This is a genomic window from Cryptosporangium aurantiacum (assembly GCF_900143005.1).
GTDB lineage: Bacteria > Actinomycetota > Actinomycetes > Mycobacteriales > Cryptosporangiaceae > Cryptosporangium > Cryptosporangium aurantiacum.
Genome location: NZ_FRCS01000001.1, coordinates 993,325 through 1,020,080, shown reverse-complemented (window position 1 = coordinate 1,020,080; position 26,756 = coordinate 993,325). Strand labels below are relative to the sequence as shown.

24 protein-coding genes and 1 pseudogene are annotated in these 26,756 nt (G+C 72.1%); 15 read left to right on the top strand and 10 right to left on the bottom strand.

What is annotated here, in order from left to right:
- Positions 1 to 4 precede the first annotated feature (4 nt).
- From BUB75_RS04420 to BUB75_RS04405, 4 genes are all read left to right on the top strand, one after another.
- Positions 5 to 475 carry a (2Fe-2S)-binding protein gene (locus tag BUB75_RS04420; protein WP_073251613.1) on the top strand — a complete coding sequence of 157 codons (471 nt, stop codon included), beginning with the start codon at positions 5 to 7 and terminating at the stop codon, positions 473 to 475.
- Positions 472 to 2,865, top strand: coding sequence for an aerobic carbon-monoxide dehydrogenase large subunit (locus BUB75_RS04415; protein ID WP_073251611.1), 2,394 nt, complete (start codon positions 472 to 474; stop codon positions 2,863 to 2,865). The genes BUB75_RS04420 and BUB75_RS04415 overlap by 4 nt, the downstream gene beginning before the upstream one ends.
- Positions 2,865 to 3,986 carry an XdhC family protein gene (locus BUB75_RS46965; protein WP_073251609.1) on the top strand — a complete coding sequence of 374 codons (1,122 nt, stop codon included), beginning with the start codon at positions 2,865 to 2,867 and terminating at the stop codon, positions 3,984 to 3,986. Before BUB75_RS04415 ends, BUB75_RS46965 begins: the two co-directional genes overlap by 1 nt.
- A gap of 269 nt (positions 3,987 to 4,255) precedes the next feature.
- Complete coding sequence (locus BUB75_RS04405; protein WP_073252795.1) at positions 4,256 to 5,122, top strand: AAA family ATPase; 867 nt, start codon at positions 4,256 to 4,258, stop codon at positions 5,120 to 5,122.
- Here BUB75_RS04405 and BUB75_RS46080 read toward each other — a convergent pair.
- Positions 5,100 to 5,504, bottom strand: coding sequence for a hypothetical protein (locus BUB75_RS46080; RefSeq protein ID WP_178379727.1), 405 nt, complete (start codon positions 5,502 to 5,504; stop codon positions 5,100 to 5,102). The two genes, BUB75_RS04405 and BUB75_RS46080, sit on opposite strands and share 23 nt — an antisense overlap.
- On the opposite strand from BUB75_RS46080, the gene BUB75_RS04400 reads away from it, so the two are divergent.
- The 5 genes from BUB75_RS04400 (at position 5,481) to BUB75_RS04380 (ending at position 12,012) form a co-directional block, all read left to right on the top strand.
- Positions 5,481 to 6,659, top strand: coding sequence for a vWA domain-containing protein (locus BUB75_RS04400; RefSeq protein WP_218617284.1), 1,179 nt, complete (start codon positions 5,481 to 5,483; stop codon positions 6,657 to 6,659). The two genes, BUB75_RS46080 and BUB75_RS04400, sit on opposite strands and share 24 nt — an antisense overlap.
- Positions 6,659 to 8,452: an SRPBCC family protein gene (locus BUB75_RS46075; RefSeq protein ID WP_073251607.1), complete on the top strand. Its 1,794-nt coding sequence runs from the start codon at positions 6,659 to 6,661 to the stop codon at positions 8,450 to 8,452. The genes BUB75_RS04400 and BUB75_RS46075 overlap by 1 nt, the downstream gene beginning before the upstream one ends.
- 281 nt (positions 8,453 to 8,733) lie before the next feature.
- On the top strand, positions 8,734 to 9,027 hold the full coding sequence (locus tag BUB75_RS04390) for a hypothetical protein (protein ID WP_178379761.1): 294 nt from the start codon (positions 8,734 to 8,736) through the stop codon (positions 9,025 to 9,027).
- Between the two features lie 119 nt (positions 9,028 to 9,146).
- Positions 9,147 to 9,986, top strand: a complete 840-nt coding sequence (locus BUB75_RS04385; protein WP_073251605.1) for a hypothetical protein — start codon at positions 9,147 to 9,149, stop codon at positions 9,984 to 9,986.
- A gap of 1,087 nt (positions 9,987 to 11,073) precedes the next feature.
- Entirely contained in the window at positions 11,074 to 12,012 is a 939-nt protein-coding gene (locus tag BUB75_RS04380; RefSeq protein ID WP_073252790.1) for an MBL fold metallo-hydrolase, read from the top strand.
- 509 nt (positions 12,013 to 12,521) lie between these two features.
- On the opposite strand, the gene BUB75_RS04375 is transcribed toward BUB75_RS04380, so the two are convergent.
- Positions 12,522 to 13,571, bottom strand: a complete 1,050-nt coding sequence (locus tag BUB75_RS04375) for a LacI family DNA-binding transcriptional regulator (RefSeq protein WP_073252787.1) — start codon at positions 13,569 to 13,571, stop codon at positions 12,522 to 12,524.
- A 340-nt stretch (positions 13,572 to 13,911) separates the two neighbouring features.
- Between BUB75_RS04375 and BUB75_RS04370 the strand changes: the two genes are divergently transcribed.
- Entirely contained in the window at positions 13,912 to 14,865 is a 954-nt protein-coding gene (locus tag BUB75_RS04370; RefSeq protein ID WP_073251604.1) for a lytic polysaccharide monooxygenase auxiliary activity family 9 protein, read from the top strand.
- A gap of 84 nt (positions 14,866 to 14,949) precedes the next feature.
- On the opposite strand, the gene BUB75_RS04365 is transcribed toward BUB75_RS04370, so the two are convergent.
- Positions 14,950 to 15,936 (bottom strand): glutathione S-transferase family protein, encoded by a 987-nt coding sequence (locus BUB75_RS04365; RefSeq protein WP_073251601.1) that lies wholly within the window; start codon positions 15,934 to 15,936, stop codon positions 14,950 to 14,952.
- A 151-nt stretch (positions 15,937 to 16,087) separates the two neighbouring features.
- Here BUB75_RS04365 and BUB75_RS04360 point away from each other — a divergent pair, with 151 nt between their 5' ends.
- The gene (locus BUB75_RS04360; RefSeq protein WP_073251599.1) at positions 16,088 to 16,753 is read left to right on the top strand and encodes a DUF6308 family protein; all 666 of its coding nucleotides are present in this window, start codon (positions 16,088 to 16,090) and stop codon (positions 16,751 to 16,753) included.
- On the opposite strand, the gene BUB75_RS04355 is transcribed toward BUB75_RS04360, so the two are convergent.
- Genes BUB75_RS04355 through BUB75_RS04345 form a run of 3 tightly spaced genes read right to left on the bottom strand, consistent with a single transcriptional unit; the run spans position 16,750 to position 20,053 of the window.
- On the bottom strand, positions 16,750 to 18,513 hold the full coding sequence (locus BUB75_RS04355) for an acyl-CoA dehydrogenase (RefSeq protein ID WP_073251597.1): 1,764 nt from the start codon (positions 18,511 to 18,513) through the stop codon (positions 16,750 to 16,752). The two genes, BUB75_RS04360 and BUB75_RS04355, sit on opposite strands and share 4 nt — an antisense overlap.
- 10 nt (positions 18,514 to 18,523) lie before the next feature.
- Positions 18,524 to 18,886: a DUF2203 domain-containing protein gene (locus BUB75_RS04350; RefSeq protein WP_073251595.1), complete on the bottom strand. Its 363-nt coding sequence runs from the start codon at positions 18,884 to 18,886 to the stop codon at positions 18,524 to 18,526.
- A gap of 9 nt (positions 18,887 to 18,895) precedes the next feature.
- On the bottom strand, positions 18,896 to 20,053 hold the full coding sequence (locus BUB75_RS04345) for an acyl-CoA dehydrogenase family protein (RefSeq protein ID WP_073251593.1): 1,158 nt from the start codon (positions 20,051 to 20,053) through the stop codon (positions 18,896 to 18,898).
- A 126-nt stretch (positions 20,054 to 20,179) separates the two neighbouring features.
- On the opposite strand from BUB75_RS04345, the gene BUB75_RS04340 reads away from it, so the two are divergent.
- Positions 20,180 to 20,809, top strand: coding sequence for a TetR/AcrR family transcriptional regulator (locus BUB75_RS04340; protein WP_073251591.1), 630 nt, complete (start codon positions 20,180 to 20,182; stop codon positions 20,807 to 20,809).
- A 14-nt stretch (positions 20,810 to 20,823) separates the two neighbouring features.
- Here BUB75_RS04340 and BUB75_RS04335 read toward each other — a convergent pair whose 3' ends face one another.
- Positions 20,824 to 21,486, bottom strand: coding sequence for a TetR/AcrR family transcriptional regulator C-terminal domain-containing protein (locus BUB75_RS04335; protein ID WP_073251589.1), 663 nt, complete (start codon positions 21,484 to 21,486; stop codon positions 20,824 to 20,826).
- 96 nt (positions 21,487 to 21,582) lie between these two features.
- On the opposite strand from BUB75_RS04335, the gene BUB75_RS04330 reads away from it, so the two are divergent.
- Together BUB75_RS04330 and BUB75_RS04325 are read left to right on the top strand one after the other, a co-directional pair.
- On the top strand, positions 21,583 to 23,109 hold the full coding sequence (locus tag BUB75_RS04330) for a long-chain-fatty-acid--CoA ligase (protein ID WP_073251587.1): 1,527 nt from the start codon (positions 21,583 to 21,585) through the stop codon (positions 23,107 to 23,109).
- Between the two features lie 5 nt (positions 23,110 to 23,114).
- The gene (locus tag BUB75_RS04325; RefSeq protein WP_073251584.1) at positions 23,115 to 23,867 is read left to right on the top strand and encodes an SDR family NAD(P)-dependent oxidoreductase; all 753 of its coding nucleotides are present in this window, start codon (positions 23,115 to 23,117) and stop codon (positions 23,865 to 23,867) included.
- Here BUB75_RS04325 and BUB75_RS04320 read toward each other — a convergent pair.
- The gene (locus BUB75_RS04320) at positions 23,862 to 24,542 is read right to left on the bottom strand and encodes an adenylate kinase family protein (protein ID WP_073251581.1); all 681 of its coding nucleotides are present in this window, start codon (positions 24,540 to 24,542) and stop codon (positions 23,862 to 23,864) included. The genes BUB75_RS04325 and BUB75_RS04320 overlap by 6 nt on opposite strands.
- Positions 24,527 to 25,426 (bottom strand): LysR family transcriptional regulator, encoded by a 900-nt coding sequence (locus tag BUB75_RS04315; protein ID WP_073251578.1) that lies wholly within the window; start codon positions 25,424 to 25,426, stop codon positions 24,527 to 24,529. The genes BUB75_RS04320 and BUB75_RS04315 overlap by 16 nt, the downstream gene beginning before the upstream one ends.
- On the opposite strand from BUB75_RS04315, the pseudogene BUB75_RS04310 reads away from it, so the two are divergent.
- Positions 25,425 to 26,240 (top strand): annotated as a pseudogene (locus BUB75_RS04310) (EamA family transporter); the annotation flags it as partial. The gene BUB75_RS04315 and the pseudogene BUB75_RS04310 sit on opposite strands and share 2 nt — an antisense overlap.
- 93 nt (positions 26,241 to 26,333) lie before the next feature.
- Here the strand turns inward: BUB75_RS04310 and BUB75_RS48420 are convergent.
- Entirely contained in the window at positions 26,334 to 26,747 is a 414-nt protein-coding gene (locus tag BUB75_RS48420; RefSeq protein ID WP_073251574.1) for an RpiB/LacA/LacB family sugar-phosphate isomerase, read from the bottom strand.
- Positions 26,748 to 26,756 lie beyond the last annotated feature (9 nt).

The following is a 26,756-nucleotide window of genomic DNA, read 5'->3' as shown; positions in this document are numbered from 1 at the left end:
TCCAGTGCAGATCACGATGACCGTCAACGGCACCGAGGTCACCGCCGAGTGCGAACCCCGCACGCTGCTGGTGCACTTCGTCCGCGACACGCTGGGGCTGACCGGGACGCACTGGGGCTGCGACACCAGCAACTGCGGCACCTGCGTCCTGCTGATGGACGGCGAACCGGTGAAGTCCTGCACGGTGCTGGCCGCGATGGCCGCCGGCCGGGAAGTGAAGACGGTGGAGGGCCTGGCTCAGAACGGCGAGCTGGACGTCGTCCAAAAAGGCTTTATGGCGGAGCACGGTCTGCAGTGTGGGTTCTGCACGCCGGGCATGATGATGACCGCGCGAGCCCTCCTCGACCGCAACCCCGACCCGGACGAGACCGAGATCCGCTCCGCGATCTCCGGTCAGATCTGCCGCTGCACGGGTTACTCGACGATCGTGCGCTCGGTCCAGTGGGCAGCGAAGAACAGCGAGGTGAAGGCATGACCGTCACCGAAACCCGCGAGACCAACCCCGCCGCAGGCGACGAGTCGCGTCCGATCGGCTTCGGGCGTCTCCAGCGCAAGGAGGACCCGCGCTTCGTCCGCGGGAAGGGCAAGTACCTGGACGACATCGTGCTGCCCGGGATGCTGCACGGCGCGATCCTGCGCTCCCCGGTCGCGCACGCGAAGATCCTCTCGATCGACACCACCGAGGCGCTGGCGCATCCGAAGGTGCTCGCGGTCATCACCGGCACCGACCTCGAGGGCCTCAACCTGGCCTGGGCGCCGACGCTGTCCTACGACGTCCAGGCCGTGCTCGCCACCGACAAGGTGCGCTTCCAGGGCCAGGAGGTGGCGTTCGTCATCGCCGAGGACCGGTACGCCGCCCGGGACGCGCTCGAGCTGATCGACGTCGACTACGACATCCTCGACCCGGTCATCGACGTCCGGAAGGCGCTCGACGCGGACGCGCCGATCATCCGGGACGACAAGGAAGGCAAGACCGACAACCACATCTTCGACTGGGAAGCCGGCAACGAGGCGGAGACCGACGCGGTCTTCGCCGACGCCGAGGTGGTCGTCTCCGAGGAAGTGATCTACCCGCGCGTGCACCCGGCGCCGATGGAGACCTGCGGCGCGATCGCCGACTACGACGCGATCGACGGCAAGCTGACGCTGTACGAGACCACCCAGGCCCCGCACGCGCACCGGACCGTGTTCGCGCTGGTCGCGGGTCTGCCCGAGCACAAGATCCGAGTGATCAGCCCGGACATCGGCGGCGGTTTCGGCAACAAGGTCGGCATCTACCCCGGCTACATCCTGGCCGTCGTCGGCTCGATCGTGACCGGCAAGCCGGTGAAGTGGGTCGAGGACCGGTCGGAGAACCTGATGTCGACGTCGTTCGCCCGCGACTACATCATGAAGGCCGACGTCGCGGCGACTCGCGAGGGCAAGATCCTGGCGGTGCGCACGCACGTCATCGCCGACCACGGAGCGTTCAACGCCAGCGCGAACCCGACGAAGTACCCGGCCGGCTTCTTCCACATCTTCACCGGCAGCTACGACCTGCAGGCCGCGTACTGCAAGGTCACCGGCGTCTACACGAACAAGGCGCCGGGCGGGGTGGCCTACGCGTGTTCGTTCCGGGTCACCGAGGCCGTGTACCTGATCGAGCGGATGGTCGACGTTCTCGCCGCCGAGCTCGAGCTCGACCCCGCGCAGATCCGCTTGCAGAACTTCATCCGGCCGGAACAGTTCCCGTACGCGAACAAGACCGGGTGGGAGTACGACTCCGGCGACTACGAGAAGACGATGCGGCTGGCGTTGTCGCGGGCCGGCTACGACGAGCTGCGCGCCGAGCAGGCTTCGAAAAGGGCCAACGGCGAGCTGATGGGCATCGGCATCTCGTTCTTCACCGAGACCGTCGGCGCCGGGCCCCGCCGCCACATGGACATCCTCGGGCTGGGCATGGCCGACGGCGCCGAGGTGCGCGTCCACCCGACCGGCAAGGCCGTCGTGCGCCTTTCCGTCCAGACCCAGGGCCAGGGCCACGAGACGACGTTCGCGCAGATCGTCGCCGAGGAGATCGGGATCCCGCCCGAGGACATCGAGGTCGTGCACGGCGACACCGACAACACCCCGTTCGGGCTCGGCACCTACGGGAGCCGGTCGACGCCGGTCAGCGGCGGCGCGGTCGCGCTGGCCACCCGCAAGGTGCGGGAGAAGGCCAAACTGATCGCGGCGGCGATGCTCGAGGTGCGGCCGGAGGACCTGGAGTGGGAGAAGGGCCGCTGGTTCGTCACCGGCGACCCGTCCCAGGGCAAGACGATGGCCGAGATCGCGATGGGCGCCCACGGCACGGTCGAGCTGCCGGACGGCATCGACGGCAACCTGGACGCCGAGGTCACGTACAACCCGCCGAACCTCACGTTCCCGTACGGCGCGTACATCTGCGTCGTCGACGTCGATCCGGGCACCGGGCACGTCAAGGTTCGCCGGTTCATCGCGGTGGACGACTGCGGCACCCGGATCAACCCGATGATCATCGAGGGTCAGGTGCACGGTGGCCTGACCGACGGCGTCGGCATGGCGTTGATGGAGTTCATCGGGTTCGACGAGCAGGGCAACTGCCTCGGCGGATCATTCATGGACTACCTGATCCCGACCGCGATGGAGGTCCCGGACTGGGAGACCGACTTCACGGTCACCCCGTCGCCGCACCATCCGATCGGTGCGAAGGGCATCGGTGAATCCGCGACCGTCGGTTCGCCGCCGGCCGTAGTGAACGCCGTAGTCGACGCACTTGCCCCGTACGGGGTGACCCACCTGGACATGCCGTGCACCCCGGACCGGGTATGGGCGGCGATGCAGGGCCGGGCCACTCCCCCGATCTGATGAGCCTCACAGACCTGGCTGCCGAACTCGCTCGGTCGCGGCAGCCCTTCGTGAAAGCCACCGTCGTGCGCGCGGGCAAACCGGCCAGCGCGCACGCCGGCGACACCGCGCTGGTTCGCGCCGACGGAGCCATCGAGGGCTTCGTCGGCGGGACCTGCGCCGAGTCGTCGGTGCGGGTGCATGCACTGGCGGCGCTCGGTACCGGGGATCCGCTGCTGCTCCGCATTTCCGCGGGGGCGCCTTCCACCGTCGTGGAGGAGGGCGCCGTGACCGTCGCGAACCCGTGCCTGTCCGGCGGCAGCCTGGAAATCTTCCTGGAGCCGCACCGCCCGGCGCCGCGCCTGGTCGTCATCGGCGACACCCCGATCGGCGCAGCGCTGGCAGCACTGGGCACGCCGCTGGGGTTCGAGATCGACCCCGGCGGGGCTCCGGCGGCCGCCGACGCGGTCGTGGTGGCTTCCCACGGCCGGGACGAGGAGCCCGCGCTGGAGGAGGCTCTACGCGCCGGGGTGCCCTACGTCGGGCTGGTGGCCTCCCGCCGCCGTGGCGCGGCCGTTCTCGCTTCGCTCGACGTCAGCGACGAGCAGCGAGCCCGCGTGCACTCGCCCGCGGGCCTCGACCTGGGCGGGCGCACCGCGCCCGAGGTCGCGTTGTCGATCCTCGCTGAGATCGTGGCTCTCCGTTCTTCTCTTCACGCCGTCCGGCGAACCGCCGTGGGTGGGGTGGCATTGGGTGCCGGCACCGCCGCGTCCAGCGCCGCCGGAAACACCGCAGCGGGCGAGTCGGATACCGACACCGCCGGTCACGGCACCACCGCAGGGGGGCAGCCGGTGGTGCCACCCGGCATCGTGCCGCTCGCCGTCCTCGACGGACCTTCCCCGGCCGTCGAGGCGGCGAAGGCAGCCGGGCCGGCAGCCGGATCCGAGCCGGCGACGGGAACCGAGCCGGCGACGGGAACCGGGCCAGCGGCCGGAGCCGGACCGGGGACTGCGATCGATCCTGTCTGCGGGATGACCGTCGCGGTCACAGCCAGCGCGATCCAGGCGCCGGGCCACGACGGCGGAACCGTGTACTTCTGCGCCGCGGGCTGCCGTCGGCGGTACCTCGCGGACCGCGGGTGACGGCCGGGGCGGGGTCGGAGCCGCACTCCGGCGCACCGCCGCAGGCCGACGCGGGCGCACCACCGCAGGCCGACTCGGGCGCACCACCGCAGGCCGACGCGAGCGCACCGCCGCACGCGAGCGCACCGCCGCACGGGAGCGCACCGCCGCACGGGAGCGCACCGCCGCACGGGGGCGCACCGCCGCAGGCGGGCGCACCACCGCACTCCGGGGCGGCGCGGCCAGGCGCCGCCCCGGAGGTCGCCGCGGCCCTCCCCGACGTCGAAACGCTGGCCGCCGCCCTCGACGCCGCCGACTACGTCGTCGACCCCGGCCTGGCGACCGCGCTGTTCCTCGCCGTCCGCCTCCCCCAGCCGGTGCTGCTCGAGGGCGAGCCCGGGGTCGGCAAGACCGAGGCGGCAAAGGCGCTGGCTAGAGCGCTGGACACGCCGCTGGTCCGGCTCCAGTGTTACGAGGGCATCGACGCCGCCGAGGCGCTCTACGAGTGGAACTACCCGCGGCAGCTGCTCGCGATCCGGATGGCCGAGGCGCGCGACGAACGGCTCGCCGAGACCGACCTTTTCACCCGCGACTACCTGCTGCGGCGTCCACTACTCGCGGCGCTGGAGCATCCCGGCCCCCGCCCTGCGGTGTTACTCATCGACGAATTGGACCGGGCCGACGACGACTTCGAGGCGTTCACGTTCGAGCTCCTCGCCGAGTCCGCCGTCACGATTCCCGAACTCGGCACCGTCCGCGCGACTCATCCGCCGATCGTCGTCCTCACCTCGAACCGCACACGGGATCTGCACGACGCGCTCAAGCGCCGCTGCCTGTACCACTGGATCGACTACCCCTCGCCGGACCGCGCGGCCGAGATCGTGCGCCGCCGAGTGCCCGACAGCGCGCTGCCGCTCACGCTCGACGCCACCGCCGCGGTCGCCCGGATGCGCGGCCTCGACCTGGAGAAACCGCCGGGCATCGCGGAGACCGTGGACTGGGTCGCGGCGCTGACGCTGCTCGGCGTCCCCCGGCTGGACGCCCTGCCCACGGACGTGGCCGCGACGACGCTGGGCTCGGTGCTCAAGAGCCGCGACGACCTCGAGCTGGTGCGGGGTCGCGGGCTGGGCTGGCTCACCGGAGCCCCCCATGCCTGATCCCACCGGCCCCGCCGACGCCCGCCCGCCCGGCGACCATGACCCGCCCGGCAACCACCGCACTCCGGGCCGCGCCGATCCTCCCGGCCCCGCCGGTCACGCCGGCCCCGCCGGTCAGGCTGGCCCCGCCGGTCAGGCTGGCCCCGCCGGTCAGGCTGACCCCGCCGGTCACGCTGGCCCCGCCGGTCACGCTGGCCCCGCCGGTCACGCTGGCCCTGGCGGTCACGCTGACCGCGGCGGTCACGCTGGCCCCGCCGGTCACGCAGGCCTTGGCGGTCACGCTGACCGCGGCGGTCACGCAGGCCTTGGCGGTCACGCTGACCGTGGCGGGCTCGCTGCGGAGCCGGCGGCGCTGGCCGTGGCGTTCGTCGACGCGCTGCACCGCGGCGGCGTCCCGGCGGGCACCGACCGGGCCGCGCGGTTCGCCTCCGCCCTGCGGCTGGTGCCCCCGCGGACCCGGGACCGTCTCTACTGGACCGCCCGCACCACGCTGGTCGCCGACGCCACCCAGTTGCCCGCGTTCGACGCGGTGTTCGACGGCATCTTCGGCGACGCGGCACCACCCGTGGACCTGGCCGACCACCGAGGCGACCCCACCGCACCGACGCTCCCGGACACCCCACCCGAGACCCGCCCCGCGCCACCGGACAACCGTCCTTCGCAGCTGACACCGTCCGGGGCAGGTCTGCCCTCCACCGCCCCGACCGGCGCCCCCGGGGAACCCCGTGCGGTGCCGGCGCTGGCTTCGGCGGCCGAGCGGCTCGCGCACACCGCGTTCGCCGAGCTCACCGCCGACGAGGTCGACGCGGTCCGCCGGCTCGTCCGGCACCTCGTGCTGGCTACGCCGCTCCGCCGGACCCGCCGCACCCGGCCGTCCACGAGGAACGGCGAGCGGATCGACGTCCGCCGCACCGTACGAGACGCGCGGAAGACCGGTGGGGATCCGGTCGCACTCGTGCATCGGCGCCGTAGGCGCCGTCCACGGCCGCTGGTGTTGTTGTGCGACGTCTCGGGGTCGATGGAGCCGTACACCAGGGTGTTCCTCGCGCTGCTGCACGGCTCGGTGGCCGGTGCGCGCGCGGAAGCGTTCGTGTTCGCCACCCGGCTGACTCGGCTGACCCGGCCGCTCGCCCGCCGCGACCCGGATCTCGCCCTCCGTCGCGCCGCAGCGGCCGCCCCGGACTGGGCGGGCGGCACTCGGCTCGCCGCGTCGCTGCGGGATTTTCTCGACTCGTACGGGCGGCGCGGGATCGCCCGGGGTGCGGTGGTCGTCGTACTCTCCGACGGCTGGGCGCAGGACGAACCGTCCGAGGTGGCGGCCCAGATGGCCCGGCTCCGGCGGCTCGCTCACCGGATCGTCTGGGTCAACCCGCGGAAGGCCGCTGCCGGGTATGCGCCGAAGGTCGGGGGGATGGCGGCTGCCCTCCCGTACTGCGATGCGTTCGTCAGCGGGCATAGCCTGGCCGCACTGGACGAGGTTGCCGCCGCGGTCGCCGCATGCGGCCGAGCAAGGGACCTCCGGAAGGGAAGAGACTGATGCAGCTCGACAGCGCGTTCGACGTGACTGCCCCGATCGACCAGGTCTGGTCGACGTTGATGGACTTCGAGCGGGTCGCAGCGTGCCTGCCCGGCGCACAGGTCCTCAACACGCTGTCCGAGGACGCCTACCAGGTCGGGATGAAGATCAAGCTCGGTCCGGTGACCATGCAGTACAAGGGTCAGTTAGAGGTGGTGGAGCGGCACCCGGACGAGCACCGGGCGACGCTGCGCGGCAAGGCGAAGGAAGCCCGCGGGCAGGGCACCGCGGAGGCGACCGCACAGCTGGCGCTGACCTCCGACGGCACCACCACGCACGGCACCGTGACCGCCGACGTCAACCTGTCCGGCCGGGCCGCCGCGATGGGGCAGGGCGTGATCAACACGGTCACCGAGCAGATGATGGCCCAGTTCGCGACCAACCTGCAGGCGATGCTCGCCGCGGGAGACGCGCCGGCCACGGTCGGCACCGGTGCGGGGGCGGCAGCCGCAGAGGGCACCGCCGTGCCGAAGCCGACGTTCTCGGACGCCGTCCCGAACACCGCAGCCCCCCGCACCACCGCCTCGGCCACCCCCGCCGCGGACACCGCAACCTCCGGCACCACCACCGCCGCTGGCGCTGCGGATGCGGGCACCACCGCCGCGGGCACCACCGCCCCGGGCACCACCGCCGCGGGCACCACCGCCCCGGGCACCACCGCCCCGGGCACCACCGCCGCGGGCACCACCGCCGCGGGCACCACCGCCCCGGGCACCACCGCCGCGGACGCCGCGTCCTCCGGCGCCACCGCCGCGGGCACCGCGTCCGCGCCGAAGGGCGCAAGCGCGAAGTCGTCCGGCGCGAAAGCCACCAGCGCGAAAGCTACCGGCTCGAAGACCACGGGTTCGAAGACAACCACGGCGAAGGCCACCGGCGCCGGGACCGCAAAATCCCCGGGCGCCGAGGGCAGCGCCACCGAGGCCGCGACCGGCTCCGCCAGCGCCGCACCCGCGAAGAAGACCACCCCGCGCAAGCGCACCGCGGCCGCGAAGGCCACATCGGACAGCGGCGTCGCAGCCGCCAACGGCAGCACGGTGAAGAGCGCACCGGTGGCCGCAGACGGCGCCCCGGCGCCCGCGACCGCACCCGCGGAAACGCCGGCCGCGGAGATCGCGGGCAACGCCACAGCGACCGCCGCCGCCGAGCCGATCGCCGCGGACGGCGGTCCGGCCCCGAGCGGCGCGGCCACCAGCACGCCCCGAGCCACGAGCGCCACCCCGACTCCGAGCACCACCCGGACTCAGAGCACCACCCCGACTCCCGACACCACCCCGACTCGGAGCACCGCACCAACTCCCGACACCACCCCGGCTCCGAGCACCGAACCAACCCCGGACACCACCTCGGCTCGGAGCACCGCACCAACTCCGGACACCACCTCGGCTCGGAGCACCGCATCGACTCCGAGCACCGCGCCGGCTCCGAGCACCGCATCTACTCCGAGCACCGCGCCGGCTCCGAGCACCGGACCAGTTCCGAGCACCACGCCGAGCGGTACGACCGCGCCAGCCGGAGCGACCGCGTCAGCCGCAGCGACCGCACGGCCCGCCTCGTCCGCCCCGGCAGCGAGCCGCCCGGCCCCGGCCTTCACGCCGCCTGCCGCCTCGGACGACAACGCGCTGGATGCTCTCGCACTCGCGAGGGCCATCGCGGAGGCCCAGCTCCGCGAGCCGAAGAAGGCACTCGGCCTCGTCGCAATCATCGCGTTCCTCGCCTACCTCCTCGGTCGGCGCGCCGGCCGCAGGAAGAGCTGACCGCACGGGCTGAGGCTCGGCCACGCGCCGAGCCTCAGCCCGCGCCCACGCTCGAGTGACACCGCGAGGCAGATTGCATTTGGAAGACGTATAGCCCTTCCGAATGCAATCCGATCAGCTGTGGCTGAGCGCGCGTCCCGCCACTCGCGGCACGACCGGAGTTGACTAGGCTGCCGCCCGTGCCGAAACGTCCGACCGAGCGATAGTCACGCCGCGTCGCCGAGGATGCCGCGGCTGTAGCCGCCGGCACTCTTCCCGTCGAAGATGCGTATGCAGCGCAATTGTGGCCGCCGGTCTTCATCGAAGAGGTCGACGCCGTCCTGGACGCTTACCAGCACGAGGTCGGGCGTCAGTCTCCGAGCGACGACGGGGCGATCTGGAACGCCGTCGAGCGTGCCGTGCGAGCCCTGAACGCCGTCGACCTCGAACACGCCCGGATCGAGACAGGCGAGCGCGAAGAACTCGCGGAGTACTTCGGCGCGGTGCTCACCGCCGCCGGGGTCGACCTCGGCACGCTGACCGCTCGACGCGGCCTGCACCCGTTGGAGCTGACCGACCCCTGGCGCGACTGGTAGGCACGGATCTCGCAGCCGACGCCAATCCACACCCCCGTTTTTGTCGTACCCCTGTTCTAACGTAGTGACAGTGACCGCCGTACGGCGGTCGCTGTCACCACGACGGAGGGACGGCACTCATGTCCGCTCAAGGCACCGTCAACGACCAGGCGACCCCGATCCGCGTGTTAGCCCGACGCTCCGGCGAACCGTGGACCGACGACGAGTACTCCACCGTGGTCACCGCGCTCGCCGCCGGTTCCAGCGTCGAGCAGATCGCCGAAGAACTGCAGCGGACGCCCGGCGCGGTCCGGGGCGCGCTGCGGCTGCTGACCCCTCCGGGCCTATCGCTGCGCGGGGCCGCCGCCGAGAACTGGCTGCGCGAGCAGCTCAACGGCACCCCCACGTACGACTGGCGCGCGTCCCGACGCGCGCACAGCAACGGCACTTATTGGACGCCAGCCGCCGACGCGATCCTGGTCGAAGGCTGGCGCCGCAGCACTCCGCTCGGCGAGCTGGCCGCAACCGTCGGAGCCACCGAGCTGCACACCCACCGCCGGCTGGTCCAGTTACGGCTGTCGCACAGCGTCCTCGACACCGTCGACCGGCTGGGCTGCACACCCGGCGGCGACCTGGAGGCGCGGTACCTCGTCGCCCGTGACGAGTACCGGTCCGCGGTGTGGGTGCTGACCATCGACGGTCTGGTCGACCAGTACGGCACCGTCTCCGACCACATCAGCGTCCACTCGAGCCGGGGCGCAGCCGCAATGGCGCTGGAGCGACTCACGGCGACCCACCGCTCCACCGCAGCTGCCCGCCGGTTGTCGCTGCCGCCGTCCCGCTGGCGGCTCGTCGGCCGAGGCCTCGACACGGCCGCCTACGGACTAGGCCATCCCGACACCACCGGCCAGATCCCCGCGCGGCCCGCCCAGGAGGCAAACCTGACAGGCGTCGGCGCCCCGTCCCGGGACCGAACCTGACAGCCGCGCACGCCCCCAGCGGCCAACCCGGTGCCGCGCACGGCACGGCCAGGCACCCAACCCGACCGCCACGCCGCCCAACCCCGCAGCGTCCCTCGCGACCATGAGCGGCCCGCCCAGCAGCCAACCCGACGGCTGCAGGCGGCCCGCCCAGGGATCGAACGGCGGCGGCGCGACGATCTGAAACGCCGAGCCCAGGTCCGCCGCACACGCGCGTAGCCGCAACGGTCACCAGTGAGGGGTCGTCGCGCGCGGACGCCGTCCTCGTCCTGAGCGGGCCCCACGGTAGAGGCCATCGGCTGCTCCGTTGTGATAGCGGCTGTGCGCCGAGCAGTGGCTGCGCCGCGCCTCCGCGCTCAGGCGCGCTGGTACGTCCGACTGAGCCGGATTCGGGCGCGGCGTGCGCACCATATCTGGAGGTCGATACCGCAGGCACCGATCGAGGCGAACCACATATTGCTGTTTCGGAGCACCGGAAACAGCAGTATGCGGCGAGCGGCTGGCTCTACCTGGGCATGCGGCCCTAATCAGCGGCCAAGGACTGACCCGCACGCTGCCCCGCGCGTAGTCCGAGCAGCCCGGCGCGACGCCGCGGTCGCCCGGCGCGACGCCGCGGCAGCCGCACGGGGCGTGATCGGGGGCGGCGCGCTGCGACCGCGCGGGTTGCGCACTACGCGAGCCGGCCCGGCACGGCGCGGGTGGGAGCGGGCTGTGATTGCGCGTGATGCGCGGCACGAGAGCTGCGCGGGCGCGGCACGCGGTGGACGCGCGGCACAGAAGCTGCGCGGGCCCGGCACACGGCGGACGCGCGGCACAGAAGCTGCGCAGGCCCGGCACACGGCGGACGCGCGGCACAGAAGCTGCGCAGGCCCGGCACACGGCGGACGCGCGGCGGACGCGCGGCACGGAAGCTGCGCGAGCGCGGAGCGGGGCAGGCGCCGGGCGGGGCATGCCCGGGCGGCGCGCTGCGTCCGGATGGGCCGGATTTCGGCGGATCACGGCGCGATGTCCGCCGTTGGCACTAGCGTGCCAACGAGCGCCGGGGCCAGGCGGTCCCGGCGCGCGCACCGTGACCGGAGGGACCGACGTGAGCACATCACCGCACGACCACACCTCGATCGACGCCGCGCTGATCGAGGATCTCGGCGGCGGCCTCTACGCCTACATCCAGCCGGACGGCAGCTGGTTCATCAACAACACGGGCTTCCTCGTCGGCCGCGACGGCGTCACGCTGGTGGATGCCTGCGCCACCGAGCGGCGTACCCGTGCGTTTCGGGACTCGGTCGCCTCGGTGACCGATCAACCGATGCGCGTACTGGTGAACACTCACAGCCACCCTGACCATACGGTCGGCAACGCGCTGTTTCGCGAAGCGGCGATCGTCGCGCACGAGGAGACCCGGACGGAGGTGCTGCGCGGCCTGCCCCTGGTCCAGGCCGTCTGGGAGCCGTTCGATCTTGGCACGCTCCCGACCGCGGCACCGTTCCTCACCTACCGCGAGCGCGTGACGCTCTGGGTCGACGACCTACGGTGCGAGGTGCGGCACGTCGGGATGCCGGCACACACCACGAACGACTCGATCGTCTGGGTCCCGGAGCGGTCCGTGCTGTACGCCGGTGACCTGGTGTTCAACGGCGGCACGCCGTTCCTGATGTCGGGCTCGGTGGCCGGGTCGATTCGGGTGCTGTCCGAGGTCATCGCGCCGCTCCAACCCACGACGATCGTCCCGGGGCACGGGCCGGTGTGCGGTCCGGAGGTGATCGGCACGGTCCTGGAGTACCTGGAGTTCGTGCAGGACACCGCCCGCGCGGCGAAGGATGCGGGTCTGTCACCGCTGGACGCCGCCCGGGAGACCGATCTGGGCCGGTACGCGGAGTTGACCGACAGCGAGCGCATCGTCGGCAACCTGCATCGTGCCTACGCCGAGCTCGACGGCCTCCCGCTCGGCGCTCCGCTCGACATTCCCCGGATTCTCGGTGACATGGTGACGTTCAACGGCGGCAAGCCGCTCACCTGTTACGCCTGAGCGGAAGCGCGGCGCTATCGCCGCTCCGCTCGGAACGATGTGGCCGAGGGCTCGCTATCACGTGCTCCACGCCGCATCGTTCGGGCTCGACCACCGGTGCGTCCAGCAGCCGGGCGGTGCGTCCCGGCATTCGAGCAACCTCGACCGAGATCCGCTAGTCGCAGTCCCGGCTTCCCATTTGCCGGGCTGGCGGCCGCACGTGGGTGACCCGTAGCGGGTGCGTACACACCTGCTACGGGTCACCCATTCACCGCCCACCCCGACGATCGGACAACCACAGAGGAACCGGCCGACACAAACGTCCACCACGAACCGACTAACGGCGCGAACGGCACCGCCCCACGGACGGCGCCCTCACCGCCGACGGCGCGTACGAGACCACCCCCGCGGACGAGCACAGGCCCCCGCGGACGAGCACAGGCCCCTGCGGACGAGCACAGACCCATGCGGACGAGCACAGGCCCCCGCGGACGAGCACAGGCCCCTGCGGACGAGCACCGCCACGCGCGCTACGCCGACGCGCGGCGCACCAGGTGAACCGGGAGCACCTCGCGCACCGGCTCGCCACCCGTCAGCATCGTGAGCAGCGCCTCGACCAACCGCCGCCCGAACGCGCTCACCGGCTGGTGCACGGTGGTCAGCGGCGGCTCGGTCCAGGCGGCGACCTCCTCGAGGTCGTCGAACCCGATCACCGCCACGTCCTCGGGCACCCGCCGGCCCGCACGCCGCAGGACGGCGAGCGCCCCGGCCGCGGTCAGGTCGCTCGCCGCGAACACCGCGTCCAAGTCCGGCGTCCGTTCGAGCAGCTCGGTCATCGCCCGCTCGCCGCCGCCGCGGGTGAAGTCACCGTGCGCGATCAGGTCGGGGTCCGGTTCGCCGAGCGTGTCCCGGTACTCCTCGAGCACACCGCGATACCCGTCCAGCCGCTCGACGGCCGCCCGCTGGTCGAGCGACCCGGTGATCGTCGCGATCCGACGACGTCCGAGACCGACGAGGTGCTCGACCGCACGTCGCGCGCCATCACGCTGGTCGACGTCGATCGAGCCGGCGGAGCCGAGGTCGTCGACCCACGGCCGCCCGCCGAACATCACCGGCACCGGAAGGTCCCGGAGCGCGGGTCCGAGCGGGTCGGTGCGGTGCACGGACAGCACGATCGCCCCGTCGACGTGCCCGCCCGCGAGGTACCGCGAGATCCGGTCGTGGTCGTCGGCGACGCCGCCGGTCAACAGCAGCACGGCCTGACGCCCCGCGTCGCCGAGTTCACGGCTGGTGGCGAGGATCAACCGGGAGAGCCACGGGTCGGTCATCACCATGTTCGAGGGCTCGCCGACGACCAGCGCGACCGCGTCGGTACGGCGAGTGACCAGGCTACGGGCCACCGGGTTCGGCACGTACCCGAGCGTGCGGATCGCATCCTCGACGCGTGCCCGCACCTCGGGGCCCACTTTCGAGGACTGGTTCACCACCCGGGACACCGTTGCCCGCGAGACACCCGCGAGTTCGGCCACCGCATCCAGCGTCGGACGCGGGCCCCAGCCCGACCGGACCCCGCTCGCCACCGGCACACCCCCGATTCCGTCCGTCGAAGCGCCGCCCGACCTGCGCGCGGCGCGCCCAACCGTCTCTTCGCGACAGTCACGGGACGGGGGCCACCCACGACGGCACCGAAGCCCAGAGAGAGCGCTTTCTCGTTGGTCGACCGACACAGTACCGCGCAGGCACAGGGGCGCTGTCAATACCGCGGTAACACGTCTCCGGTTCGAGACCAGACCGTGGATCAGAGCCGGCAGCACGGGCGAGCCCCGAGCATGACTGAACCCCTCGTAGCGCGCGTGCGTACCCAGAGTTAGGCGGCCGCCTGTTCCGGTGGCGGCTGCCCGGGTGAAGGAGGGTTCACCGGTGAACAAGCTCCGGCTGGCAGGCGTCGGTGCGCTCCTCGGGCTACTGGTCGCGCTCGGCCTGCCCGCCGACGCGGCGTCGGCCCATGGCGCTCTCACCGCTCCGGTCTCGCGCGCGGCGGCGTGCGGTCCCGACGGCGGAAAGGACGCACGATCAGCGGCCTGCACGGCGGCGATCGCGGCCAGCGAGCCGGGCGCCGCGGCGGCGTGGGACAACCTGCGGGTGGCGAACGTGAACGGCCGGGACCGCTCGGTGATCCCGGACGGGAAGCTCTGCAGCGGTGGGCTGGCGAAGTACGCCGGACTCGACCTGGCCCGCGCGGACTGGCCGACGACCCAGGTCACGCCGGGCGCGACGTTCACGTTCCGGTACCGGACGACGATCCCGCACGAGGGCACGTTCCGGCTCTACGTCACCAAGCCGGGATACCAGCCGGGCCGCGCGCTGCGCTGGGCCGACCTGGAGAGCAAGCCGTTCCTCTCGATCACCGACCCCCGCCGCACCGGCGGCGCGTATGTCCTGCCCGGACGGATGCCGACCGGCCGGGCCGGGCAGCACGTCGTCTACACGATCTGGCAGAACTCGAGCACGGCCGACACGTACTACTCCTGCTCGGACGTCGTCTTCCCGCCGTCGAAGGGCACCGAAAAAACTGCCGCGGCGACGCCGTCGCGGCAGGCGTCCGTCGCACCGGCAGCGGGGAGCGCAGGCGACGAGCCGACCGCCGCCGCAGGCGGAACCGCGGACGCCGCGGACGCCGCGGACGCCAGGGACACGGCGGACGAGGCGGACGCGGTCGACCCGTCACCGGTCGCGGCGCAGGAACCGACCGGAATGATGAACAGCAGCCGATGGCCGGTGGTGGCCGGGATCGCGGCCATGCTGGCCGTCATCGGGACGATCGGCCTGCTCGCGCTCCGTTACCGCCCACGCCCCCGCCACCGCCGCGGCTAGCCGCACCGCGCCGACCCGGCGAACCGACCCCGCGAACCGACCCCGCGAACCGACCCCGCGAACCGACCCCGCGAACCGACCACGTCAGCCGATCGGGGGCACGGTCTCGCCGGGCGGCACCGGGCCGGGCGGCGTCCCGTCACCGAACGGGCGCCCACCGAGGTCCTCCCGGCCGTGCGGGGTCAGCCAGAGCCGCAGGTCCGGGCCGATCGGCACGATCCCGGTCGGGTTGATGTTCCGGTGCACCTGGTAGTAGTGCCGGGTGATGTGGTCGAAGTTGACCGTGTCGCCGAAGCCGGGCGTCTGGAACAGGTCGCGGGCGTAGGCCCACAGCGCCGGGTACTCGGCGAGCTTGCGCCGGTTGCACTTGAAGTGGCCGTGGTACACGGCGTCGAACCGCACCAGCGTCACCCACAGCCGGATGTCGGCCTCGGTGATCGTGTCGCCGACCAGGTACCGGCCGTCGGTGAGCCGCTCCTCCAGCGCGTCGAGGCGCTCGAACAGCCGGTGCGCGACCCGCTCGTAGGAGCGCTGGCGCGTGGCGAACCCGGCCATGTACACCCCGTTGTTGACCTCCCGGAACACCGCGTCGTTGACCTCGTCGATCTCGTCCCGCAGCGGTTCCGGGTAGAGGTCGGGCGCGCCGTCGCGGTGCAGCGGCGCCCAGTCGATCTCCAGGTTGAGCGTGATCTCCGGGTAGTCGTTGCTGACCAGCTTGCCGCTGGGCACGTCGACGATCGCCGGGACGCTGATCCCACCGTCGTACTCCGGCTCGCGGGCGTAGTAGGCCTCGCCGAGGTACCGGATGCCGAGGACCGGATCCCGCCCGTCCGGATCGAGCGTGAACCGCCAGCTCCGCTCATCCTGGATAGGGTCGGCGACGGCCATCGACAGCGCGGACTCCAGCCCGAGCAGCCGCCGGACGATGACCGCGCGGCTCGCCCAGGGACAGGCCCGGCTGACGACCAGGCGGTAGCGTCCGGCCTCCAGCGGCCAGTCGGGTGACCCGACCCGGTCGGTGAAGTGGTTGGGCGCGCGCTCGAACTCCTTCGGGGGCGTCTCCGTGCTCATCGCGGCTCCGTTCTCCTCGCTCCCCCGCGACCGTATTCCCGCGGGCCACGCACGGCATCCGGCCAGTCTCGCGTAAAACGGAAATAACCACCTATATTGGGAGTGATTGTCGGCCCGAACCGGTCCAGTCCACGAGAGCGCAGGTGACAGCGTGTCCGAGACTTCACCCGACTACCAGTTCGCGCATCACACACTCGACCGGTTCGTGTACGGAGACCTGCGCCAGGCCGCGATCGTCAACGTCGGTCGGTACTTCAACACCGACCTCTACACCGGGGCACGTTTCGAGCGGCTGGACGGCGGTGGCGACCGCGCCGACGTCGCCCACCAGTTCACCGCCGCGGACCTGACCGCGGTCCGGTGCCTCGGCACCGACATCAAGCCGGTGTCCGCGATCGCGATCCTGGAGACGCACGCCAACCGGCTCTCCGCGCTGCTCCGGCGGATCCCGCACACCCCGATCTACGAGGCGCCGAAATCCGAGATCGACCCGGCGTCGGCGGCCGGGACGCTCGCGAGCATGCTGCTCAGCGATGACTTCCCGCACCTCGGACGGATGACCGCCACCAAGCTGCTGGCCCGGAAGCGGCCGCACCTGCTGCCCTGCTACGACATCGTGGTGGCGCGCGTGCTGGGCAAGCCGCGGGACATCACACACTGCCTGCACTCGTGGTTCCACACCGATCCCGAGCGCGCGAAATCACTGGCCTCGATCCGGGACGACATCGGCGGCATCTCCGACATCAGCCTGCTCCGCGTCCTCGACGCCGCGGTCTGGATGCACGGCTACGAGGACACGGTGGAGACCGTCGCTTAGAACCAGTCCGACGACGTGTCGAGGGTGGTGCGGTCGAGGGACACGAGCAGGTCGAACTGGGGGCCGGTCTTCGGGAGCTCGTAGCGGTAGAAGTAGCGCGCGGCCTGGCGTTTGCCGTCGTAGAACGCGCCCTCCCGGGCATCAGCGGCGAGGAACTGCTCCAACCACATCCACGCCACGACCGTGTGCCCCACGGCCTCCAGATAGATCGACGCGTTGGCCAGCGCCACCTCGGGGTCACCGGACCCCCAGAGCGTCGCGGTCACGGCCCCGACCCGCTCGGCGGCCGCTCCCAGCGCCGCGCCGAGCACCGCCGCCTCGCCGCCGGCCGCGGTCGCCCGCGCCACGGTCTCCCCGAGCGTCGCGCCGAGCAGCGCCAACCCGGCGCCGCCCTGCATCACGACCTTGCGGCCGAGCAGGTCGAGACCCTGGATGCCATGGGTCCCCTCGTGGATCGGGTTCAGCCGGTTGTCGCGGTAGTGCTGCTCGACGTCGTACTCGCGGGTGTACCCGTAACCACCGTGCACCTGGATCGCCAGGTCGTTGGCCTCCAGGCACCACTGCGACGGCCAGCTCTTCGCGATCGGCGTCAGCACGTCGAGCAGCAGGTGCGCCCGGTCGCGGTCGGCGGCCTCCGGCGCGGTGCGCTCCTCGTCCAGCAGGCGGGCGCAGTACAGGTTGAGCGCGAGCGCGCCTTCCACGTAGGACTTCTGCGCGAGCAGCATCCGCCGGACGTCCGGGTGCTCGATGATCGGCACCTGCGGGGCGTTCGGGTCCTTGCCCGCGACCGGCCTGCCCTGCGGACGGTTCTTCGCGTAGTCCAGCGCCTTCAGGTACCCGGTGTAGCCGAGCGCGGTCGCGCCGCCGCCGACGCCGATCCGCGCCTCGTTCATCATGTGGAACATGTAGGTCAGGCCGCGGTGCGGCTCCCCCACCAGGTACCCGACGGCTCCGGCTCCGCCTTCGCCGAAGTTCAACATCGTGTTGGTGGTCCCGCGGTAGCCCATCTTGTGGTTCAAACCAGCCAGGACGACGTCGTTCCGCGCGCCGTCCGGGAGAAACTTCGGCACGACCAACAGCGAGATGCCCTTGACGCCCGCCGGGCCGCCGGGGATCTTCGCCAGCACCAGGTGGACGATGTTCTCGCCGAGCTCGTGGTCACCGCCGGAGATCCACATCTTGTTGCCGAAGACCCGGTACGTGCCGTCGTCCTGGGGCTCTGCCCTCGTGACGATGTCCGCCAGCGACGAACCGGCCTGCGGCTCGGAGAGGCACATCGTCCCGTGGAAACGCCCTTCGAGCATCGGGCGGACGTACCGGTCGACCAGCTCCTGGCTGCCGTGCGTGAGCAGCAGGTTCGCGTTGCCGAGCGTGAGGAACGGGTACGCGGCGGTGCCGACGTTCGCCGCCTGGAACCAGGCGAAACAGGCCCGCGCGACGACGCCGGGCACCTGGCCACCGCCGACCTCCGCCGGTAGCGCCGCGGACAGCAACCCGGTCTCGGCGAGGACGTCGAGCGCCTGCTTGACCTCGGGAATCATCGTCACGCGTACACCGTCGAACTGTGGTTCCTCGGCGTCGGCGCGCTTGTTGTGGGTCGCGAAGTGCTCGGTCGCGACCTCCTCCGCCAGGTCCATCGCGGCGTCGAACGTGTCGCGCGAGTGGTCGGCGTAGTACGGGCGCTTGGTCAGCGCTTCGACGTCGAGCCACTCGTACAGCAGGAATTCCAGGTCCCGCCTCGACAACAGCAGCGACGCCATCGGCGCTCCCTCAGCTCAGCGGCCTTCGGCCGGCAAAACCCAGATCGGTGCGGTGGTACCAGTTCAGCGCGCGGTCACCCTCAAGCCAGCAGAGCAGGACCGACACCCCGTCCAGATCGGCCGGGAAGTCGATCAGCAGCGGCGCCAGGCTCTTCAGCTCGGCGCCGGTCTGCTGCACGGTGGTCATCAGCTCGTCCAGCCGTGCCTGGGCGGCCTTCAACTCCGGAAGGCCACCCAGGTCGGTCGGCGGGCCGTTCAGCCGGACAGCGGCGGCGAGCTCCGCGGCGTCCGCCCGGAGCGCGACGATCTCGTCGAGCACCGGCAGTAGCGTTGCGAGCTCGTCCCGAGCTTCTTCCACCGTGAACAGACCCATGCGGGCAACTTACAGACCCAGGCTCTTCGCGATGATCGTCCGCATGACCTCGCTCGTGCCGCCGTAGATGCGGTTCACGCGGTTGTCGGCGTAGAGACGGGCGATCGGGTACTCGAGCATGTAGCCGTAGCCGCCGTGCAGCTGCAGGCACTTGTCGATCACGCGGGACGCGACGTCCGTGCAGAACAGCTTCGCCTTCGCGGCGTCGGCGGCGCTCAGCTCACCGGCGTCGTGGGCGTCCAGCGCGCGGTCGACGACGGCCTGAGCGGCCTCGACCTCGGTCTGGCAGTCGGCCAGCACGAACTTGGTGTTCTGGAACCCGGCGACCGGCTGGCCGAACACGGTGCGCTCCTGGACGTAGGCCAGCGCGAACTGCACGGCCGCGGCGGCCTGCGCGTAGGCGCCGACCGCGATGCCCAGGCGCTCCTGCGGGAGGTTGTGGGTCAGGTACGAGAACGCCCTGCCCTCCTCGCCGAGCAGGTCCTCGACCGGGACCTTGACGTCGGTGAACGAGAGCTCCGCGGTGTCCGAGGTCCGGAGGCCGAGCTTCTCCAGCTTGCGGCCGACCTGGTACCCGGGAGACTTCGTGTCGACGACGAGGATGCTCAGACCACCGCGGCGGTCCTCCTTGGTCGGCGCGGCGGTCCGGCAGACGACGAGCACGCGGTCGGCGAGCACGCCACCGGTGATGAACGTCTTCGCGCCGTTGAGCACGTAGTGGGTGCCGTCCGGGGAGAGCTTCGCGGTGGTCTTCATGCCGGCGAGGTCCGAGCCGGTGCCGGGCTCGGTCATCGCGATCGCGGTCATGATCTCGCCGCTGACGAACCCGGGCAGCCAGCGCTTCTTCTGCTCGTCGTTGCCGTAGGCGAGCAGATAGGGCAGGCAGAGTGCGGTGTGCACGCTGGAACCGCCGAAGCTCACCCCGGCCTTGGCCAGCTCTTCGCTGGTCACCGCCGAGAACTTGAAGCTGTGCTCGCCCGCGCCGCCGTACTCCTCGGGCACCTCGATGCCGAAGACGCCCAGCTCACCGAGGCGGCGGTAGAAGTCACGCGGCGGGTGGCCGAGCTCCTCCCACTGCGGATAGACCGGCACGACCTCGGACTGGATGAAGTCGCGAATCGTGGCGCGGTACGCCTCGTGGTCCTCGTTGAATACGGTTCGGCGCACGGCGCGTCGTCCTCTCAGGTAACCCGCTGGACGTTCGTTAAGTTACTTCTGGGTACTAGCCGCTGTCCAGTGCACACCAGCGCGCGGAACCACCATACGAGTGAACAAACGTTAGGCTGCGAGCCAATGACCGCCGCCCCGCTCCGCCCACCGGGCCACGAAGCGCTGCTCGCCGCCGCCCGGGTGGAGTTCGCCGAGCGCGGCTACGGCAGCGCCTCGATCCGGGACATCGCGCACCGGGCCGCGGTCAGCCTCTCCGCGCTGTACCACTACTACGGCGGTAAGCAGGAGCTGCTGTACGCGCTGCTCGACGAGGGAATGGACGTCTACGACCAGGCCTGCGACGACGCGCTGGCCGGCGTCGGCGACGACCCCGCCGAGCGGCTGGCAGCGCTGGTCGAGGCGCTGGTCCGGTTCCGCAGCGGGCCGCGCGGCAGCAGCCAGCTGGAGCTGACCGAGGGCCGGAGCCTCAACCCCGAGCAGCACGCCGCGCTGCGCGCGCGGCAGGCGACCGCCACCGACCGCTTCCGCGAGGTGATCGCGGACGGCGTCACGCAGGGCCTGTTCCGGACGCCCGAGCCCGACGACGCCCGGCGCATGATCATCGCGGCCTGCAACGCGATCGCCCAGTGGTACCGCCCGGAGGGGCGGACGCCGCTCCCCGAGCTGATCGACCGCTATGTCGGCCTAGCGCTCACCGTCGTCGAGTACCGCCCCCGCGTGCCGACGCGAAACCGGGCCGTAAGTAGCCGCTAGCGGCCGGTTCGGCGTCACTCAGCGGGTGGCCGCGCGGTGACCAGGCGGGAGTAGCGCAGTTCCAGGCCGTCGAGCAGGGCTTCCAGGCCCGCGTCGAACGCGCCGTCGTCGATCGCGCGCTGGTGGTCGGCGAGCAGGTGCGCCTCGGACAGGTGCGGATACCGGCCGGCGTACACCCGGGCGTCGTCCGGAAAGCCGCGGGAGAACGAGCCCAGCGCCGACCCGGTGACGAAGTACCGCATCAGCGCACCGATCCGGGTGGCCTGGCCGCGCGGCCAGCCGGCGTCGACCAGCCCGCCGAATACCGCGTCGGCCAGCCGGAGCGCGTTCGGCCGGTGCCCCGGCCCCTGCGCGAGCACCGGGACGATGTTCGGGTGGGCGGCCAGCGCGGCCCGGTACGAGTGCGCCCAGTCGTGCAGCGCCGCCCGCCAGCTGGTCCCCCCGTCCACGACCCGGGCGAACATCGTGATGTCGACCTCGCCGACTACGGTGTCGACGACCGCGTCGAGCAGCTCCTCCTTGGTGGCCAGGTGGTTGTAGAGCGACGGCCCGCTGACGCCCAGCTCCGCGGCCAGCCGCCGGGTGGAGAGCGCGTCCAGCCCTTCGGCATCCACCAGCGCGAGCGCCGCGCCGACGATGCGTTCACGGCTCAGCAGCGGTCTTCGGGGTCGCGCCATCGGGTACCTCCCCGGGCTCGGCGGTCGGCCCCATCTTTGCAAAGCGGTTCGCCGGGAAACCGCCCGCCAGGAAACTAGCGCTGCTAATTTTCGGCCATGACCACCCTCTCGCTGGCCAGCATCCTGGCCGAATCGGCACGACGCCGTCCCGATCACCTCGCGCTGATCGAGGGCGAGCAGCGCATCACGTTCGGGGAGATGTGGCAGCAGGTCCGCACTCAGGCCGCCGCGCTCGTCGAGGCCGGGGTCCGGCCGGACGACCGGGTCGCACTGATGGCGCCGAACACCGCGGAGTTCCCCCGCGCCTACTACGCGATCCTCGCCGCCGGCGGCGTCGTGGTGCCGGTGCACCTGCTGCTCTCGGCCGAGGAGGTCGAGCACGTGCTGCGCGACTCCGGCGCCTCGCTGCTGCTCTGCCACGTGGCGGTGGCGCAGGTCGGCCTGGCCGCCGGGACGGCGTCCGGAGTGCGGACGTTCACCGTGGGCCCCGCGGTGCCGCAGCTGCAGAGCGTCCCCCGCCTGGAGGAGCAGGACGCCGAACCGCTGCCGTTGCACCTCACCAGGGACGCCGACGACCCGGCCGTCATCTTCTACACCAGCGGGACCACCGGACGCCCGAAGGGCGCCGTGCTCACCCACCTCAACATGGTGCTGAACGCGACCGTCAACGCGTTCGACGCCAACGACGCCCGGCCGGACGACATCGCGCTCGGCGCGCTGCCGCTGTTCCACTCGTTCGGCCAGACGGTCAGCCTGAACACGATGTGGCGGGTCGGCGCCACGGTCGTGCTGCTCCCCCGGTTCGAGGCCGCGGACGCGATCGCGCTGATGCAGCGGGAGCGGGTCAACACGTTCCACGGCGTGCCGACGATGTACGTCCGGCTGGTCGAGGTGGCCCGTGATCTGCCGGAGCTGCCGCAGCTCAAGATCGCGGTCTCCGGTGGCGCTTCACTGCCGGTCCCGGTGCTGGAGGCGTTCGAGAAGACGTTCGGGACGCCGGTGTACGAGGGATACGGGCTGTCCGAGACCTCGCCGAGCGCGTCGGTGAACCAGCCGCACTTCGGCACCAAGGCCGGCTCGGTCGGGCACGCGCTCTGGGGTGTCGACGTCGAGATCGCGCGCGCCGAGATCGACGAGCGCATCGAGCTGCTGCCGACCGGCGAACTCGGGGAGATCGTGATCCGCGGGCACAACGTGTTCAGCGGTTACCTCGGCAACCCCGAGGCGACCGCCGCCGCGGTGGTCGACGGCTGGTTCCGCACCGGTGACCTCGGCACCAAGGACGCCGAGGGCTTCATCACGATCGTCGACCGCAAGAAGGACCTGATCATCCGCGGCGGCTTCAACGTGTACCCGCGCGAGGTCGAAGAGGTGCTGCTCCGCTACCCAGGGCTGTCCGAGGCCGCGGTGATCGGGGTGCCCGACCCGGTGCACGGCGAGGAGATCTGCGCGGTGGTGGTCGGCGCCCCCGGGAGTGCGGTGGACACTGCTGCGCTGGTGGAGTTCGCGAAGGAGCACCTCGGGCGGCACAAGTACCCACGCCGGGTCGAGGTCGTCGACCAGCTACCGCTGGGGCCGAGTCTCAAGGTGCTCAAGCGAGAGCTGCGCCAGCAGTACCGTTGAGGGGCATGACCAACCCCTCGTACGTAGTGACCGGCGCCGGCGGCGGTATCGGCCGGGCGATCGTCGAACGGCTCCTGGACGACGGCGGTGCGGTCGCCGCCGTCGACCGGGACGCCGGAACACTGCAGTGGACAGCGCCGCACCCCGGTGTCGTCGCCGTGGCCGCCGACGCCTCCGACGAGGCGGCGATGGAGCGCGCGGCCACCGCGGCTGCCGAGCTCGGGACGCTGACCGGCTGGGTCAACAACGCCGCGGTGTTCCAGGATCTGTCGGTCCACGCGGCGCCGGCCGAACACGTCTCGGACGCGATCCGGCGCAACGTCGACCTGGTCGTCGCCGGCTCCACGGTGGCGGTACGCCGGTTCCGGCTCGGCGGGACCGGCGGGGCGATCGTGAACGTCTCGTCCTGGCAGGCCCGCCTCGCCGTCCCCGGCTCGCTGCCCTACGTCGCCGCGAAGTCCGCGATCGAGGGCCTGACCAGGGCGCTCGCGGTGGAGTACGGGCCGGACGGGATCCGGGCCAACGTGGTGGCGCCCGGCTCGGTCGAGACCGCGCGGTACCGGGAGTACGTCGAGGCCCACCCCGCCGTCGAGGCGGAGATGGCGCGGCTGCACCCGCTCGGCCGGGTGGCGCGGGCCTCGGAGGTGGCCGCGGTCGTCGCGTTCCTGCTCGGTCCGGACGCGAGCTTCGTCAGCGGCGCCGTGTTACCGGTCGACGGCGGACGCACCGCGCTGGGGCACGACCCGGAAGGCCTATGACGTCCGCCCGTCCCGGGCCCGGTTCTCCGGCCCGCGGGTGATCGGCAGGCCCAGCTCGGTGCGGATCTGACGCTGGACGGTGATCTTGTCCGGCCGGGCGTCGATCGAGATGACGAACTCCTTGCGGCGAAACAGCTCGAGGACCGGGTTCGTCTTCGTGTGGTAGTCGCGGAGCCGGGCCTCCAGCGCGTGCTCGGCGTCGTCCTCGCGGGTCGCGAGCTCACCGCCGCAGACGTCGCACCGCCCCTCGATCTTCGGCCGGTGCGCGATCAGGTTGTAGTCCATCCCGCAGCGCGTGCACAGCCGCCGGTTGAGCACCCGGCGGCGCACCTCGTCGTCCGGGAGTTCGAGGTGGATCACGCCGTCGATGTCGTAGCTCTCCAGGAAGAACTCCGCCTGCGGCCGGTTGCGGGGAAACCCGTCGATGATGAAGCCGTAGTTCCAGTCGTGCAGCTCGAGCCGGTTCCGGACGAGCGACCCCACCAGGTCGTCGCTCACCAGCTCGCCGGCGGCCACGATCCGGCGGACCTGCGCCCCGATCTTCGTGTGGTGCTGCACCTGCCACCGGAGGATGTCGCCGACGCTGATCTGGACCAGGTCAAAATCGTCGGCGAGCATCGTCGCCTGGGTGCCTTTCCCGCTGCCCTGGACGCCCATGATCACGTACTTGCGCATGGTCGGACCCTCTCACCCCGCACGGCCGCACCGCCAGCATGCACGCCGCCGACCAGGTGCGCGACGAACTCCTCCAATGCCGGATGGGCGGGGCCGTCGGTCCAGGCCACGTAGACCGTGATCGGCGGCGCCCCGCGCAGCGGCCGGTAGACGACGCCCGGATAGGGATGGGTGTGCCGGCTCCCCGCCGCGGTGACCCCGACTGCTCCCCCGGACGCGATGACGTTGAGCCAGTCGTCGACGTTGCCGACCTCGACCGCCGACGTCGGACGCCGCTCGGCGGGCCACAGATCGAGGCTGGTCGTGCCGATCGGCGGGCAGAGCGCGATCGTCTCGCCGCTCAGGTCGGCGAGTTCCAGGACGTCGGCGCCCGCCAGCGGATGGACGTCGGGCAACGCGACCAGCCGCGGCTCGCGGTAGAGCGGATGCCCGCGCACCCCGGCGTCCTCGGGCCGCGACCGCAGCAGGGCGACGTCGACCAGACGGTGTTCGAGCCCGGCGGTCCGGGTGTCCACCCGGTGCACCTCGACCGGGACGTCCGGATGGGCCTCGCGCCACGCCCGGAGCAGCGGCGTGGTGTGGCTGCCGAGCGCCGCCCAGGCGTAGCCGAGACGCAGCGGCCGGGGCCCCGCGGCCTCGGCCACCGCGTCGTCCACCGTGGCCAGGATCGCCCGCGCCCGGTCGTAGAACGCCCGGCCGCGGTGCGTGGGCTCCAGGTGGCGGGTCGAACGGTCGAGGAGCGTCGTCCCGACGCGGTTCTCCAGCTGGCGCAGCGTCCGGGAGAGCGCGGGCTGCGCGATGCCCAGCCGGGCCGCGCCCGCGGTGATCGTTCCCGCCTCGACGATCGCCACCAGCGCGCGCAGATGACGTAGTTCGACGTCCATGCCAGCGAAGCATAAGTGCTGCGCAAAAGGTATTTCCCTGGGTGCCCCCGGCGCTGGAAGCGTCGAGGCCATGACACGGAGGACGACCGCGGAGGGCGCGGGGCTGGTGCTCGCGGGTGTGTGCTCGCTGCAGTTCGGCGCTGCGCTGGCGGCGACGCTGTTCGGGGTGCTGGGGCCGCTGGGGATGGTCGCGGCGCGCCTGGTGGGCGCGGCGCTGGCGCTCGGCCTCGCGGCGGTGGTGGTGGGACGCGGACGGGTGGCCGTCATCCGGTGGCGGCTGGCTGCCGGGTTCGGCCTGCTGACCGCCGCGATGAACACGTGCGTGTACCTGGCGATCGACCGGCTGCCGCTGGGTGCGGTGATCACGATCGAGTTCCTCGGTCCGCTCGGGTTGGCGCTCGCGCTGTCCCGGCGTCCGCGCGATGCCGGGTGGGCGGTGTGCGCGCTCGTCGGCGTCGTCCTGCTGGGTGGTGGCCTGCCGCACGCCGACCTGGTCGGCATCGTGCTCGCGCTGATCGCCGCGGGCTGCTGGGCCGGGTACATCGTGCTCAACCGGCGTCTCGGCGACGCCGACGGCGGTGGGCTGTCCGGGCTGGCGCTGTCCGCGGTGATCGCGGCGGTCGTGGTGGGGCCGGTCGGGCTGACGGCCGGGTTCCATCCGGCGGCGTTCGCGCTCGGGTGCCTGGTCGGGGTGCTCTCGTCCGCGCTGCCCTACGCGCTGGACCTGCTCGCGCTGCGCCGCCTGTCGGCGCGGGTGTTCGGCGTGCTGATGAGCCTCGGCCCCGCGGTGGCGGCGCTGGCCGGGTGGCTGGTGCTGGGGCAGGCGCTGACGCCGGTGCAGACCCTGGCCATCGCCATGGTCGTGCTCGCCGGCGTCGGCGTCACCGCCGCCGAACACCGCCCGGGCTCAGCCGGGGGGATCTCCGAGCAGCGCGATGTTCGCCGCCTCGTCCGGGTCCGGCTCCGGCACGGCGAGGAACGCCGCGACGCACTCCACGGCGACGTCCGGCGCGAGCCGTTTGAGGCTGAGCGCAACGACGTTCGCGTCGTTCCAGAGCCGAGCCCCGCGCGCGGTCCAGGCGTCCGCGACGGTGGCGGCCCGCGCCCCCGGCACCTTGTTCGCAGCGATCGCGGTACCCGTTCCGGTCCAGCACATCAGGACGCCGTAGTCCGCGCGACCGGCGACGACCGCCTCGGCGACCCGGCGTGACATCACCGGCCAGTCGCCCTCGACGGCCGTCACCTCGTGATCCTTCGCGAGGAACGCCCGGACGGCTTCCACGCACTCGTTGCTGTCATCCGCCGCGAACGCGATCCGCATGTCTCAACC

Excerpts from the sequence above, each read along its gene's own strand:
- BUB75_RS04325 (WP_073251584.1), top strand. The coding sequence starts at position 23,115 with ATGACCAACCCCTCGTACGTAGTGACCGGCGCCGGCGGCGGTATCGGC.
- BUB75_RS04330 (WP_073251587.1), top strand. The coding sequence starts at position 21,583 with ATGACCACCCTCTCGCTGGCCAGCATCCTGGCCGAATCGGCACGACGC.
- BUB75_RS48420 (WP_073251574.1), bottom strand. The coding sequence starts at position 26,747 with ATGCGGATCGCGTTCGCGGCGGATGACAGCAACGAGTGCGTGGAAGCC.
- BUB75_RS04320 (WP_073251581.1), bottom strand. The coding sequence starts at position 24,542 with ATGCGCAAGTACGTGATCATGGGCGTCCAGGGCAGCGGGAAAGGCACC.
- BUB75_RS04335 (WP_073251589.1), bottom strand. The coding sequence starts at position 21,486 with ATGGCGCGACCCCGAAGACCGCTGCTGAGCCGTGAACGCATCGTCGGC.
- BUB75_RS04415 (WP_073251611.1), top strand. The coding sequence starts at position 472 with ATGACCGTCACCGAAACCCGCGAGACCAACCCCGCCGCAGGCGACGAG.
- BUB75_RS04365 (WP_073251601.1), bottom strand. The coding sequence starts at position 15,936 with ATGAGCACGGAGACGCCCCCGAAGGAGTTCGAGCGCGCGCCCAACCAC.
- BUB75_RS04385 (WP_073251605.1), top strand. The coding sequence starts at position 9,147 with ATGTCCGCTCAAGGCACCGTCAACGACCAGGCGACCCCGATCCGCGTG.
- BUB75_RS04315 (WP_073251578.1), bottom strand. The coding sequence starts at position 25,426 with ATGGACGTCGAACTACGTCATCTGCGCGCGCTGGTGGCGATCGTCGAG.
- BUB75_RS04350 (WP_073251595.1), bottom strand. The coding sequence starts at position 18,886 with ATGGGTCTGTTCACGGTGGAAGAAGCTCGGGACGAGCTCGCAACGCTA.
- BUB75_RS46965 (WP_073251609.1), top strand. The coding sequence starts at position 2,865 with ATGAGCCTCACAGACCTGGCTGCCGAACTCGCTCGGTCGCGGCAGCCC.
- BUB75_RS04355 (WP_073251597.1), bottom strand. The coding sequence starts at position 18,513 with ATGGCGTCGCTGCTGTTGTCGAGGCGGGACCTGGAATTCCTGCTGTAC.
- BUB75_RS04340 (WP_073251591.1), top strand. The coding sequence starts at position 20,180 with ATGACCGCCGCCCCGCTCCGCCCACCGGGCCACGAAGCGCTGCTCGCC.
- BUB75_RS46075 (WP_073251607.1), top strand. The coding sequence starts at position 6,659 with ATGCAGCTCGACAGCGCGTTCGACGTGACTGCCCCGATCGACCAGGTC.